Consider the following 13682-nt stretch of genomic DNA (forward strand, 5'->3'; position numbering starts at 1 on the left):
GTGCTAAATACAGCAAAAAAAATATTAGAATTTGATAGTCCAACTGGATATTGTTTTGATATTATTAAAATTATTGAAGAAATTGCAACAGGCTTTGGCTATAAATTTGAAACTACAAGAAAGGGAGCTGGAGTAATTACTATTCCTGGGGAAAGTGATGAAAAAGTAATAGGCTTATCTGCTCATGTAGATACTTTAGGTGCTATGGTTAGATCTATAACAAATAGTGGAACTTTAAAATTCACTTTATTAGGAGGACCTATACCAGCTACTATGGATAGTGAGTATTGCAAAATAAGAACAAGAGAAGGAAAGATATATACTGGAACTTTTTTAAGTACTAGTCCAGCTGTTCATGTTTATCCTGATAGTAAGGATAAAAAGCGTACTCCAGAAAATATGGAAGTTAGAATAGATGAAAAAGTTTTATCTAAGAAGGATGTAGAAGCTTTAGGGATATGCCCAGGAGATTTTATATTTATTGATCCAAAGACTACTATAACTGAAAGCGGATTTATAAAATCAAGATTTATAGATGATAAGGGTAGTGTATCAGCATTAATGGGGTTAATGGAAGTCTTTAATAGAGAAAAAATTACACCTAAGTATAAAACTAAAATATTTATTTCAACTTATGAAGAAGTAGGACATGGATCTTCATATATACCTCAAGATATAACAGAAATGATAGCTGTTGATATGGGATGTATTGGAGATGATTTAAGTTGTACAGAATATGATGTATCTATTTGTGCAAAGGATTCTGGTGGTCCATACGATTATAATATGGTAACAGCGTTAGTAAATTTAGCAAAATCAAATAATATTAGGTATGCAGTAGATATTTATCCTATGTATGGCTCAGATGTTGGAGCAGCTCTTAGAGGTGGAAATGATATAAGAGGAGCTCTTATAGGACCAGGAGTTCATGCATCACATGGTATGGAAAGAACACATTATGAGGCAGTAGAAAATACTATAAAATTACTTATTGCATATTTATTATCATAATATCTAAATATTAGTTTAAAGTCTTAAAATGCTTTATAAATTATTAAGGAATTTAATATTTTATATTAAGGTTATATTAAGAAAGTAGGGGTAAACTAAAGTCATTATAAGATTATTTGGGGTGATATAAATGGGTGATATACAAGTAATAATAGAATATTTTGCAAGATATGGATTAATATTTGTATTTTCAATTATTTTTTTAGAGTATTTAAACTTTCCAGGGTTAGGGGCAGCTATAATAATGCCAGCAATAGGTATAGCTGTTGCAAAATCAGGTATGAATTTTTTCTTTGCTCTTGGAATATCAATAGTTGCTGGTGAATTGGCTAGTTATGTGCTTTATATAATAGCATATTGGTTTGGGCAACCTATCTTAACTAAAATATATAATAGGTTTCCTAAATCAAGAAAGGCTATAGATAAAGTATGTTTATATATGGAGAATTACGGAGATAAGGGTGTATTAATTACAAGATTGATTCCAGCTGTTAGAACTTTAATTCCAGTAGTAGCAGGAATGTTTAGAATGAATATTATAAAGTTTTCACTTTATTCAATTATAGGTATAGCAATTTGGAATTCAGCACTTATGTATGCTGGATATGCTTTTGGATATTATTTTATATAGTTTTGTATGGAGGGTGTTTATGTATAAGAATATAATTTTTGATTTAGGAAATGTCTTACTAGATTTTAATCCTAGAGAGTATTTGAAAAGTAAAATTTCTGAGGAAAAAGTAGAAGATGTTTTTAAAGCTATTTTCAATAGTGAAGAATGGATAATGTTAGATAGAGGTACAATAACAGAAAAAGAAGCAATTAATAATATAATTGATAGAAATAGTACATATATAGATGAAATTAATTTAGCTTTTGAAAATTGGTATGATATATTAAAGCCTTTAGGAGATACAGTAGAAATATTAAGTGCTCTAAAAGATAAAGGTTATAATATCTACTACTTATCCAATTTTCATGAATTAGCTTTTGGAGAGGTAACAAAGAAAAATAAATTTTTTGAGTTATTTGATGGCGGTGTAGTATCATACAGAGAAAAGCTACTTAAACCTGAAGAAGAGATATATAAATTAATATTAGAAAAATATAATTTAAATCCAAGTGAAACTATTTTTGTTGATGATATGGAAGCAAATGTTGAAGGCGCTGATAAATTAGGTATAAAAACAGTTTTATTTAAAGGTGCTAAAGAACTAAAAGAAGAATTGAATAATTTTAATATACAAATATAATTATTTAAACTAAATTTAATTTACTGTTGCTTACTTGTACATAACATAATACTAAGGTAAAATTAATAAAGTTATTCAATATGTTATAAGAAAGAGGTGAATTAATGAATATAGATAAATTTGAAGAGATGGGGCTAAGAGAAGAAATTTTAAAGGCTTTAAATAATTTAGGCTTTGAAAACCCATCAGAAGTTCAAAAGGAAGTAATTCCAGAAATATTAAATAAAAATGATATAGTTGTAAAGTCTCAAACAGGTAGTGGTAAAACGGCAAGTTTTGGAATTCCACTTTGTGAGCTTATTAATGAAGAAGAAAATATAATTAAGGCATTAGTTTTAGTTCCAACAAGAGAATTAGCAATGCAAGTAAAAGAGGATATTTCAAATATAGGAAGATTAAAGAAAATAAGATGTGCAGCCATTTTTGGTAAGCAACCTTTTAATGATCAAGTTAGAGAATTAAAGCAAAGAGTTCATATAGTTTCTGGAACTCCAGGAAGAGTAATAGATCATATTCAAAGAGGAAATTTAGATACCAGTAAAATAGAATATGTAATTATTGACGAAGCTGATAAAATGCTTAATATGGGATTTGTAGATCAAATAGCTGAAATATTAAATAAGCTGCCTAAAAATAAAAATACTGCACTTTTTTCAGCAACAATTCCAAGTGAAATAGAAGGATTATACTCAAAGTATATGAGAAATCCAAAAGTTTTAGAGGTTAAATCTAAGGTCTTTAATAGAGATAAGATAAGTGAAAGATATATTATTTCTAGTAGAGAAGAAAAATTTAAAACTTTATTAAAGCTACTATATGCTTATTCAGATGAAAGCTCAATAGTATTTTGTAATACTAAAGATTCTGTAAAAAGTTTAAGTTCTTTATTGAGAAAAGAAAAAATCAAAGTTGATGAATTACATGGTGACATGGATCAAAAATTAAGATTAAAGGTTATGGAAAACTTTAAGAATAAAGAATTTAAAGTATTAATAGCTACTGATATTGCTGCAAGAGGAATTCATATAAGTCATATAACTAATGTATTCAATTATGAAGTTCCTATGGAAAAGGAAAGCTATGTACATAGAATAGGTAGAAGTGGTAGAGGAGAAAAGAATGGATTAGCCATAACTTTAACTTCTATGGGAGAAAAAAGATTTTTAGATGATATTGAAGAATATATAGGCTACAAAATAGAAGAAATAAAGATACCAGCTTATGAAGACGTAATTTCAGGAAGAAATAATTTCTTTGAAAGTCAAAAAAATGATTATGGAAATAATGTAGCTAAGAAAAAGTCAATACATAGTGAAGTTACTAAAATCTACGTAGGCGCAGGTAAAAAGAAAAAAGTAAGAAATATTGATATACTAGGGGCATTAAGCAATTTAGAAGGATTAACAGGTGAGGATATTGGAATTATTGATGTTCAAGATGGATTTTCATTTGTAGATATTCTGAATGGTAAAGGTAATATTTTATTAAAGCAGTATAAGGAAATCAAAGTAAAAGGTAAAACTGCAAAAATAAGTAAAGCAAAAAAATAAGGCTATGTCACAAAATAAAGTTGATAATAGCAGTTTTTATAAGGAGAGCAGAAATGCCCTCCTTATTTTCATTTCGACATACTGGAAGTTGTCAGCGAATCACCTCATATTTTAACCGTAAATATGAGTTTTCCAAAATCACACATTCTTTCAGTTTCAAAACACCCAATTTTGATAATTCGCTTTCTGCTATCAAGGACTTTCCGTCAATTAAAGTAGAAGTATCCTTACCGCCAACCAAAACAGGTGCAATAACTATATCAACATAATCAAACAACTTTTCACGAAGAAATAAGCTATTCAATGTTCCTCCAGTCTGGATTGTTATTCTCTCGCAACCATATTCCGCTTTGAGTTTTATAAGTGCATCTTTTAAGGATAGTTCATTTTGATATATAATATGAAGATTTCCTTCCTCTACGTTAAATGCAGGATGTTTTTTATTTGTCGTAAGTAACACAAACTTTTTTGATAAAGCACAAAAATAGCGTATACCATTTTTATTCAAATGCTTATTATCAATTATTACAAAGGAGACTGGTGTTTGTTTTGGCATTCCCTTTGAATTAACACCCATTTTTTCTTGCACTCTACCTGAGTTAAAAGACCACAAATCTGTTGTCTGCTCTATTTCGTAATATTGATGTAACCCCTCATTAACTCCTTTAATTTGGGAAAAATCCTTATCTACATCTAAATCATCTGTTGCACCAGTACTTATTTTTCCATCAACAGACATTAGCATAAATAATGTTGTAATAGGTCTATCCATTTTATACCTCCAAATTCAAGATTAGGCCACCAGTGGAACTGCTGGTCTGTTTGTTAAATCTCTGCATTTCACAGATTTTAATGTTTCCATCACGAAATTCAAGAAGATGTTCTTTTTCTCCGTGCCACTTTCTTTGGTATAGTTTACAAGATTATTCCATACAAGATAGTTATTAAGGTATTTCGTAGAAACACCGTTAAAACCACGCATAAACCCTTTTAACTGGCTATGATAACTTATTGATATGCTGAATATTGTAGATACACTACCTGTGCTTGTAATCTTGGAGATTAATAATCCATTCCTGTTTACAGCACAAGGAACACATACTAATATCAAGTGCGTCTTTAATAGTAGGTATATAGTTACACTCCTTTTATAAGTGCTATTTATCTACTATTATTATACAACTTTATCTATCAAAAATCATCCATATGATGTGACATAGCCAAAATAAAGAATATAATACTCCCTTTATAGTTAACATTAAGATTATGAAGTTAACTATAAAGGGAGTGTTTTTTAGAGAATCATAGTTATTATATTGAATATAGGAATATTATAAAATAATTGATAGATACTGTATATATTTGTATAATTATAGTAAGAAATATACTGTTACTTTCTATAATATTGAAAAGTATAAATTAATATCGAATAAATGGGAATATTTATAATTAAGATTTTGTTTATATTTTAATAAAATAAATACTTATGTCTAATAATAAAAAGGGAAGTGATTTATATGAAAATAATAAAAAATGATGGAAGGCTAGAAGATTTTGATAGTAGCAAGATTAAAACTAGTATAGAAAATGCAGCCAGTGATGCTGGATCTGTATTAAATTCATCAGATTTAAGAATATTAGCATCTGATGTTGAAAAAATACTTAGAGATATTAGAAAAGATTCTTTAGTGACATCTAGTTATGAAGTAACTGGTGCTGTTATTAAAGTGTTAAAAAGAGATGAATTTTATAATACTTTAAAAGCTTATGTTGAATTTGATAAATAGACATAATAAATACATTTATATATAAAATTATGCTATAATCTAAGTAAGTTTTTTATATATGGAGGATTATAATGTACAAATTAGTAGCTATTGATATGGATGGCACCTTACTTAAAGAGGATAAAACTATCTCAGAAAGAACTAAAAATGCTATCCAATCAGCAAGAGATAAAGGAGTAACAGTAGTTTTAGCAACAGGAAGACCCATAGAAGGAGTTTCAAGATATTTAGAAGAATTAAATATGTATTCAGATAGTGACTACGTATTAAGCTATAATGGTTCTTTAATACAAAAAACAAAAAGTAAAGAATCTGTAGCAAAGATAGCATTGACTGGAGCAGATTTACATTATTTAAGAGGATTAAGTAAAGAATTAGGTGTAAATATGCATGCCTTTTCAGAAGAAAGAGGATTAATAACTCCTAAAATCAGTAAATATACTGAAGTAGAAGCTGAAATTAATAAGATAGATATTCATGAAATAGATATGGAAAATATTTCAGATGATGAAGTTATGATAAAAATAATGATGATAGATGAGCCAGAAATTTTAGAAAAGGCTGTTGAAAATTTACCTAAAGAAGTATATGAAAAATATACAGTAGTTAGAAGTACGCCTTTCTTCTTAGAATTTTTAAATAAAGATGTTAATAAGGGTGTTGGAGTTGAAATGTTAGCTAAACACTTAGGCTTAAATAAAGATAATGTTATGACTTTAGGAGATGCAGGAAATGACCTTCATATGATAAAATATGCAGGATTAGGTATAGCAATGGGAAATGCTTTTGATGAAGTAAAAGAAGCAGCAGATTATATAACTGATAGTAATGATAATGATGGAGTTGCTAAGGCAATAGAAAAATTTATACTTCAGTAATATAAAATAGTATGTACATATTTATAAGGGAGAAATATATAGTTCTAGTGTGACTTTAATATAGTCAAATCTAGTTTTATAGATTTTTCTCTTTTTTTATTTGGTTTTTCAATTAAGTTTTTACTTTAAGTATTTTTATATCACTATTGTCAAAACATAGTCATATAACTATAAATATAGGCGACAAAGAAGGAAGGATAAGTATGTGTGGAATAACAGGGTTTATTAATTTCAAAAAAAATATAAAAGAAGAAAATAAAATACTAAAAGATATGACAGACACTTTAATAAACAGAGGCCCTAATGCACAAGGAATGTACATTTCTAATAATGTTATGCTTGGACATAGAAGGCTTATAGTAGTTGACCCAGAAGGTGGAGGTCAACCCATGAAAAGGTCTATTGATGGAAAAGAATATGTACTTGTTTATAATGGAGAGTTATATAATACTGAAGATTTAAGAAAAGAATTAATAGAAGATGGATATAAATTTGAAGGATATTCTGATACTGAAGTATTACTTTTATCATATATAAATTGGGGCATAGATGCCATTTCAAAATTTAATGGTATATTTGCCTTTGCTATTTATGATGAAAAAAATAAAAGAATAGTTTTAGCAAGAGATGCTATGGGGGTAAAACCATTATTTTATAGCATAAAAAATAATACATTTATTTTTGGATCAGAAGTGAAAAGCTTATTTAAACATCCTTATGTAGAACCAATTGTAGATAAAGATGGATTAACAGAATTATTTGCACTAGGACCAGCTGTTATACCTGGAACAACTGTGTACAAGGATATTAGTGAAGTTAAGCCTGGAGAATATTTAATAGTAGATGAATATGGAATAAAGAAAGATAATTACTGGGAACTTAAAGCAGAAGAATTCAATGAAAGTGAAGAGGAAGCTGTTGAACATGTAAGAGAACTTCTTACTGATGCTATAAAAAGACAATTGGTAGGGGATGTACCTTTATGTACATTTTTATCTGGCGGTTTAGATTCTTCAGCAATTTCTGTAATAGCAGCAGAGGAGTATAGAAAGAAAAATAAAATATTAACTACTTATTCTATAGATTATGAGGATAATGATAAGTTCTTTAAATCATCACTATTTCAACCAACTTCAGATCAATATTATGCAGAAGTAATGGCAAAATATATTGGTAGTGATCATAGAACTGTAGTATTGAATCATACTGACTTAGTTAATGCACTAGATGATGCTTTAATTGGTAGAGATTTACCTGGCATGGCTGATGTAGATTCATCTTTATACTTGTTCTGTAAAGAAGTAAAGAAAGATTTCGTAATAGCTTTATCAGGAGAATGTGCTGATGAATTATTTGGAGGTTACCCATGGTTTACTAATGAAGAAATGATTAATGCAAATACATTTCCATGGTCAAGATTTATAGGAGAAAGAAAGGCAATTTTAAGTCCAGAATTAAAGAATTTAAAGATAGAAGAAGTAGCTCAAAGTGCTTATATGGACACCTTAAAAGAGGTTCCTCATTTAGAGGGAGAAAGTAAATTAGAATATAGAATGAGAGAGTTATTTTACTTAAATTTAAGATGGTTTATGGTAAATTTATTAAATAGAAAAGACAGAATGAGTATGGCTAATAGTTTAGAAGTAAGAGTTCCATTTGCAGATTATAAAATAGTAGAATATGCATTTAATATTCCATCTAATATAAAACTACTTAATGGAAGAGAAAAAGGACTATTAAGAAAAGCCTTAGAAGGAGTTTTACCAGAAGATATTATTTATAGAAAGAAGAGTCCTTATCCAAAAACTCATAATCCAGTTTATACTGATTTAGTTTGTAATATAATGAATGGAGTTTTAAATGATAATACTTCACCAATACTAAATCTTATAGATAAAGCTAAGGTAAAAGAAATTATTGATACAAGAGGAGCATCCTATAAAACACCTTGGTTTGGACAATTAATGACAGGCCCACAAATGATAGCCTATTTAATTCAAATAAATAATTGGTTAAAGAAATATAACGTTAAACTAGTATAATTATCTATAGAGAGGCTGTTTTACAGCCTCTATTTTATTGTAAATTCTACATTAGATATCTTATACCAAGTACTTCATTATCTTTAATATAAACTCTAGGAGCTCTTCTTCCTATTAGGCAAAGAACTTCGTAGCTAATTGTATTTAATATAGTAGCCATATCTTCAGCATCAAATTTTACTTCACCTTCACTTCCTAGAAGTATAATCTCATCACCTGATTTTACACCTTCTATATCAGTAACATCTACCATAAATTGATCCATACAGACATTACCTATAATAGGAGCTAGTTTTCCTTTTATTATTACACTACCTTTATTAGAAAGTCCTCTAGAATAACCATCAGCATATCCTACTGGTAGGGTTGCAATTAAAGTTTTTTTATTTGTTTTATAGGTTTTACCATATCCAATATATTCATTTTCATTAACTTCTTTAATATGAACTATTCTAGTTTTCCAAGTTAATACTGGTTTTATATTAATATCATTTTTATTAACTTCATCAGAAGGATAATAACCATATTGTATTATTCCAGGTCTAACATAATTATAATGACTTTCAGGAATATCAATTATTGCAGCACTGTTAGAAAGATTTTTTTTATTAATAGTAACACCTTTTTCTTTTAACTTACTTATTATTGAGTTATATATATCCATTTGTATATTAGAATAACTTTTATCAATAGAGTCAGCTGTAGAAAAGTGTGAAAAAATACTATCTATTTTTAAGTTGCTTAATTTTGAAATACTGACTATATCCTCAATATCATTTGAAGTATTTCTAAATCCTATTCTACCCATTCCAGAATCTAAGGCTATATGAATTTTAATTGTCTTATTCTTTTTTATTGCACTTTCATTAAGGTTTTTAGCAAAGTGAAGTGTTGATACAGTAGGTTCAACATCATAATCAATTAAATTATCAATAGCAAAATCTTCACTTACTCCAAGCAGCATAATTGGGGCAGAAATATCATTTTCTCTAAGTTCTATTGCTTCTACAATATTAGCAACAGCAAGTTTTTTCACATTGCAGTTTAATAAAGTCTTAGATATTTCTACAGCACCATGACCATAGGCATTAGCCTTGACAACTCCTATTATTTCACTGTTATTTGATTTTTTATTTATCTCATCTATATTATTTATCAAGTTATTCAAATTAATTTCTGTCCAAATTGGATGTAATAAATTCATAATTAAACTCCTTACTATAATTGACATATTATTAATACCACTGATAATATTATATACATAAACTGAAACTTTGATAAGTATCAGTTTTAATAAATTTAATGAGGTCAGATAGGTGATAGAATGGACTTTTTAGCTATAAACTTAAATAGTAACAGCCAGATTCCTTTATATATACAATTATATAATTTTATAAAGAATGAAATACAAGCAGGAAATATGGTGGCTAATAGTAAGTTACCTTCAAAAAGAAAGCTAGCTAAGTATCTAGAAATTAGCCAAAATACAGTTGAATCAGCCTATGAACAGTTAATAACAGAGGGTTATATAATATCTCTTCCTAGAAAAGGCTATTACGTTGCAGAGCTTCAAGAAGTTATAAATACTAAAATTAAAAGTGAACATACTAATGAAAAAGTAAGTAGGAGAAAGCCTTATAAGTATGAATTTTATTCTAGTAGAGTTGATCTTGAAGGCTTTCCATATTCAGTGTGGAGAAGGATATATAAAGAGGTATTGTCAGAAGATAATAAAGAACTATTACAAATTGGACACTCTCAAGGGGATAGAAATTTAAGAGAAGCTATTAATAATTATTTAAGATATTCTAGAGGAGTTAATTCAAAGGTAGATAATATAGTAATAGGAGCAGGCAGTGAATATTTAATGCAAATAATTATAAACATACTTGGAAGAAATAAATTATTTGCAGTAGAAGATCCTGGCTATTATAAAATCAAGAAGATATTAAAGGTAAATGGTATTAATCCAATTGCTATACCTATTGACAATCAAGGAGTTGATGTTGAAAGCTTAAGAAAAAGTGCTTCAGAAGTAATACACATTACTCCATCACATCAATTTCCTACAGGTATAATTATGCCTATTAATAGAAGATTGCAGATATTAAACTGGACTAATGAAAATAAAGAAAGATACATAATAGAAGATGATTATGATAGTGAATTCAGATTTGAAGGGAAACCAATACCAGCATTACAGAGTTTAGATAATAAAGGAAAGGTCATATATTTAGGAACATTTTCAAAGTGTTTTTCACCTTCTGAAAGAATAGCATATATGGTTTTACCAGATAATCTTATGAAAATATATAAAAAAGACTTTAGTTTCCTAGCTTGCACAGTATCTAGAAGTACCCAACAAGCCTTAGTTAGATTTATAGAAGAGGGATACTTTGAAAGACATTTAAATAAGATGAGGAATATATATAAAAAAAAGAGGGAATATTTAGTTTCTTTAATAAAGAAATATCTTAATAATACAGAAATTATAGGAACTAATTCTGGATTACATTTATTATTAAAAGTCAATAATGGAATGAATGAAAAAGAACTTATTAAAGCTGCTGAAGAAAAAGGTGTAATGGTATTAGGATTATCAAAATCATACTTGAATAATGTTGAAGAAAGTAAAACTATATTTTTAGGTTATGCTAATTTAAAATACAATGAAATAGAAGAAGCAATAAAATTATTAAAGTCAGCATGGAATTTATAATAAATATTTGGAGAAAATATAGGTATTAAAAATATAAGGAGAAAGATTATGGCCTATATTAATTTTAAAGAAGAAATTTCTGCAGCAAAAACTCAATTAAAAAAAAGAATTAATAATAATATAAGAGTATTTGAAAAATTATCAAATAATAAAAAAGATGTATATAGTGAATATAATCCCAATGATAGATATAGCTTTAAAGAACATAATAACTTAGTTATAGGTGGAGGACATCCTAAGAAAGAAGATGAATTTGAAGAAATTAAAGATACAGATATAATATGTGCTAAATTTATAAAATGCAGATTCTCTAATATAAAGTTTACAAGCTGTAAATTTATTGGTTGTTATTTTGAAGAATGTGAGCTAATGGGTGGGGGAGTAGTTTTTCAAGATTGTATTTTTGTTAAAACTGATAAAGAAGACACACCTAATTTAAATAAAGAAGATAATTTTTCTTGTGAATTTAATTTTTGCAATATATATGCAAAATTTATTAATTGTACATTAGAATTTATTATTTTTAATAAATGTAATTTAAAGAATACTAATTTTGAATTAAGTGATATGAGTAACGGAATTATATATGATTCAACATTAGAAATGATTATTATTTCTGACAGTAATCTTTCAGGTACAAAATTTGTAGGAACATATATTGAAGATTTAGAGTTTAGAGATAAATATAAAACAAAGTTAGATGAAAAAACCTTTATAGATAAAATTGAATTTAGAAAAAGAGATAGAGATGAATATGAAGGAATATATACTGTATATGAAAATATAGCAGATAAATTTAAGGATAATAATTTACAAAATAATTTTGGGGAATATTACTTCTTATGTAGAAAAACGCAAAGAAAAGTATTAAAACCAATGCCAAGAATTTCATCAACCCTTGGGCTTATAAGCTGTGGATATGGAGAAAGACCAATGTATGCAGTTTACTTTTCATTATCTATAATAATATTATTTTCATTATTATATCTAATCTTTGGAATAAAGGTAAATGAAGAAATAATAACTTATGATGCTATAAATAAGTTTCATGGTTTTAGACAAATGCTAACAGATTATAATGAGTCCTTAAATTTAAGTGTTGGAATGTTTGCTGGTGTTGGGCTTAATGAAGCACAACCATCTCCAAGATCTTATATGCTAAGTAACATAGAAATGATAATTGGTATATTAATGATGGGAATTGGAGTAGGAGCTTTGGTAAAGAAAATAGTAAGATAAACTGAGTAATGTAAAATGTAAAATGAAGAATGTAGAATTGAGGAAATAACTCAGGCAAGCTGAGTTAATGAAAGAACTAAATAATAGAAAAAAAGTCTATGGATTTATAAATTCATAGACTTTACTTTATTTTAATAATTAACTTGTATTATATTAACCATATTTTATTTTTCGTTGTTATTTTCTTCAATAACAATCATCACAGAATATTCAGAAGAGAATAAACCACTACTAACCCCGTATTGTATATCAATTACTTTATATTCTGTATTATTTATAAAGTCATTTACTTCTTTTGTTAATGTAAATTTATTTGCATTTGCAAATACTCTTATCTCCTTCAATTCCAACACACCTTTCCTTTTAAAATACTATATTACAATTATAAAATAATGAGTGTTTTAATTATACATTTATTTTGTAATAGATTAAAACTATGAAGTAATGATTAATTAACTTTGAAATATTTCTTAAGTTTGTTAATTTTACTTGCATATTCTTCATAATAGAAGTATCTTATATCTTTCAATTCATTTAGAAGATTTTCATATTTTTCATACTCTTCTTTTATTAAATTTTTATTATGGTATAGTTTTAATACTTCTTTAAATTCATCATTACTTAATACTTCAATATCTCTTAATTTAACTAATTCAACTTCCTTATTTTTCGTAAGAATTTTACCTGATTTATTTCCCCTTTTAATAGGAGTTGCTAACTTAATTGCAAGAAAGAATATAACAGTCATACCTAAGGCAAAAACAATTTTTCCTCCATCCATTTTCTTTATCCCCTTTAATAGCAGAACTTAAGGTTAAATTCAAATTAGAATCAAGTATATTTCTTAGACATATCATTGAAAGATACTATATACTTATTATTTATTGTCATCCCCCTTTATTTAATAAATAAAAAACATAAATTTATTGTATCTTGAATAAAATCTAGCATGTTTGATACTAATGTTTGAGAGTTAACTCTTTTTTTCAAAGCTTTATAAGTTTCATTACTTTCATTACTTCTTATTTTTTCGGAGGCACTTCTAATATAATTTAATTCACTTAAAGAAAGGGAATCTTGAATAATGTTACTCTTTAATAAAAGATCTATAAGAATAGTAGTTGTTTCATCCAAAGGATTATTATTTTTAATTAAATTTTTTATGTTTTCTAAGATATTATTGATTTCAGTATCCTTTGAAAT

At 27.1% G+C, this 13682-nt stretch carries 14 protein-coding genes and 1 pseudogene; 9 read left to right on the plus strand and 6 right to left on the minus strand.

The genetic code is table 11. The annotated features are described in order from the left end of the window. The 4 genes from HUJ77_RS10375 to HUJ77_RS10390 form a co-directional block, all read left to right on the plus strand. Positions 1 to 1011, plus strand: a 1011-nt coding sequence (locus HUJ77_RS10375) for a M42 family metallopeptidase (RefSeq protein WP_291708513.1), incomplete at its 5' end; no start/stop codon positions are given. 130 nt (positions 1012 to 1141) lie between these two features. After that, on the plus strand, positions 1142 to 1642 hold the full coding sequence (locus HUJ77_RS10380; RefSeq protein WP_291708514.1) for a DedA family protein: 501 nt from the start codon (positions 1142 to 1144) through the stop codon (positions 1640 to 1642). Between the two features lie 19 nt (positions 1643 to 1661). Beyond that, positions 1662 to 2264 (plus strand): HAD family phosphatase, encoded by a 603-nt coding sequence (locus tag HUJ77_RS10385; RefSeq protein WP_291708515.1) that lies wholly within the window; start codon positions 1662 to 1664, stop codon positions 2262 to 2264. Positions 2265 to 2368: 104 nt separating this feature from the next. Next, a complete protein-coding gene (locus HUJ77_RS10390) occupies positions 2369 to 3814 on the plus strand; it encodes a DEAD/DEAH box helicase (RefSeq protein WP_291708516.1) in 1446 nt (481 codons plus the stop codon). Between the two features lie 91 nt (positions 3815 to 3905). Here HUJ77_RS10390 and HUJ77_RS10395 read toward each other — a convergent pair whose 3' ends face one another. Together HUJ77_RS10395 and HUJ77_RS10400 are read right to left on the minus strand one after the other, a co-directional pair. Further along, positions 3906 to 4586, minus strand: a complete 681-nt coding sequence (locus HUJ77_RS10395; RefSeq protein WP_291708517.1) for a dihydrofolate reductase family protein — start codon at positions 4584 to 4586, stop codon at positions 3906 to 3908. Positions 4587 to 4607: 21 nt separating this feature from the next. Beyond that, positions 4608 to 4916, minus strand: a pseudogene (locus HUJ77_RS10400) (IS1595 family transposase); the annotation flags it as partial. A gap of 415 nt (positions 4917 to 5331) precedes the next feature. Between HUJ77_RS10400 and HUJ77_RS10405 the strand changes: the two are divergent. The 3 genes from HUJ77_RS10405 to asnB all read left to right on the plus strand — a co-directional run bounded on the left by HUJ77_RS10405 (position 5332) and on the right by asnB (position 8521). Continuing rightward, complete coding sequence (locus HUJ77_RS10405; protein ID WP_291708518.1) at positions 5332 to 5601, plus strand: ATP cone domain-containing protein; 270 nt, start codon at positions 5332 to 5334, stop codon at positions 5599 to 5601. 71 nt (positions 5602 to 5672) lie between these two features. Further along, the gene (yidA, locus tag HUJ77_RS10410) at positions 5673 to 6479 is read left to right on the plus strand and encodes a sugar-phosphatase (RefSeq protein ID WP_291708519.1); all 807 of its coding nucleotides are present in this window, start codon (positions 5673 to 5675) and stop codon (positions 6477 to 6479) included. Positions 6480 to 6682: 203 nt separating this feature from the next. Then, positions 6683 to 8521 (plus strand): asparagine synthase (glutamine-hydrolyzing), encoded by a 1839-nt coding sequence (gene asnB / locus HUJ77_RS10415; RefSeq protein WP_291708520.1) that lies wholly within the window; start codon positions 6683 to 6685, stop codon positions 8519 to 8521. A gap of 46 nt (positions 8522 to 8567) precedes the next feature. On the opposite strand, the gene alr is transcribed toward asnB, so the two are convergent. After that, positions 8568 to 9725, minus strand: a complete 1158-nt coding sequence (alr, locus tag HUJ77_RS10420; RefSeq protein WP_291708521.1) for an alanine racemase — start codon at positions 9723 to 9725, stop codon at positions 8568 to 8570. Between the two features lie 120 nt (positions 9726 to 9845). Here alr and HUJ77_RS10425 point away from each other — a divergent pair, with 120 nt between their 5' ends. Together HUJ77_RS10425 and HUJ77_RS10430 are read left to right on the plus strand one after the other, a co-directional pair. Continuing rightward, on the plus strand, positions 9846 to 11240 hold the full coding sequence (locus tag HUJ77_RS10425; protein ID WP_291708522.1) for a PLP-dependent aminotransferase family protein: 1395 nt from the start codon (positions 9846 to 9848) through the stop codon (positions 11238 to 11240). Positions 11241 to 11288: 48 nt separating this feature from the next. Continuing rightward, positions 11289 to 12479, plus strand: coding sequence for a pentapeptide repeat-containing protein (locus HUJ77_RS10430; RefSeq protein ID WP_291708523.1), 1191 nt, complete (start codon positions 11289 to 11291; stop codon positions 12477 to 12479). Between the two features lie 164 nt (positions 12480 to 12643). Here the strand turns inward: HUJ77_RS10430 and HUJ77_RS10435 are convergent, their stop codons facing one another. From HUJ77_RS10435 to HUJ77_RS10445, 3 genes are all read right to left on the minus strand, one after another. Further along, complete coding sequence (locus HUJ77_RS10435; protein WP_291708524.1) at positions 12644 to 12823, minus strand: hypothetical protein; 180 nt, start codon at positions 12821 to 12823, stop codon at positions 12644 to 12646. A 104-nt stretch (positions 12824 to 12927) separates the two neighbouring features. Further along, positions 12928 to 13260, minus strand: coding sequence for a hypothetical protein (locus tag HUJ77_RS10440; RefSeq protein WP_291708525.1), 333 nt, complete (start codon positions 13258 to 13260; stop codon positions 12928 to 12930). A 116-nt stretch (positions 13261 to 13376) separates the two neighbouring features. Beyond that, on the minus strand, positions 13377 to 13682 hold a 306-nt coding region (locus HUJ77_RS10445), incomplete at its 5' end, for a hypothetical protein (RefSeq protein ID WP_291708526.1).

The organism is Clostridium sp., from assembly GCF_021443865.1.
GTDB lineage: Bacteria > Bacillota > Clostridia > Clostridiales > Clostridiaceae > Clostridium.

Bases quoted from the DNA above. Each gene is read 5' to 3' on its own strand.
- yidA (WP_291708519.1), top strand. From the start codon at position 5,673: ATGTACAAATTAGTAGCTATTGATATGGATGGCACCTTACTTAAAGAG.
- HUJ77_RS10395 (WP_291708517.1), bottom strand. From the start codon at position 4,586: ATGGATAGACCTATTACAACATTATTTATGCTAATGTCTGTTGATGGA.
- HUJ77_RS10425 (WP_291708522.1), top strand. From the start codon at position 9,846: ATGGACTTTTTAGCTATAAACTTAAATAGTAACAGCCAGATTCCTTTA.
- alr (WP_291708521.1), bottom strand. From the start codon at position 9,725: ATGAATTTATTACATCCAATTTGGACAGAAATTAATTTGAATAACTTG.
- HUJ77_RS10390 (WP_291708516.1), top strand. From the start codon at position 2,369: ATGAATATAGATAAATTTGAAGAGATGGGGCTAAGAGAAGAAATTTTA.
- HUJ77_RS10405 (WP_291708518.1), top strand. From the start codon at position 5,332: ATGAAAATAATAAAAAATGATGGAAGGCTAGAAGATTTTGATAGTAGC.
- HUJ77_RS10385 (WP_291708515.1), top strand. From the start codon at position 1,662: ATGTATAAGAATATAATTTTTGATTTAGGAAATGTCTTACTAGATTTT.
- HUJ77_RS10430 (WP_291708523.1), top strand. From the start codon at position 11,289: ATGGCCTATATTAATTTTAAAGAAGAAATTTCTGCAGCAAAAACTCAA.
- HUJ77_RS10440 (WP_291708525.1), bottom strand. From the start codon at position 13,260: ATGGATGGAGGAAAAATTGTTTTTGCCTTAGGTATGACTGTTATATTC.
- HUJ77_RS10380 (WP_291708514.1), top strand. From the start codon at position 1,142: ATGGGTGATATACAAGTAATAATAGAATATTTTGCAAGATATGGATTA.
- asnB (WP_291708520.1), top strand. From the start codon at position 6,683: ATGTGTGGAATAACAGGGTTTATTAATTTCAAAAAAAATATAAAAGAA.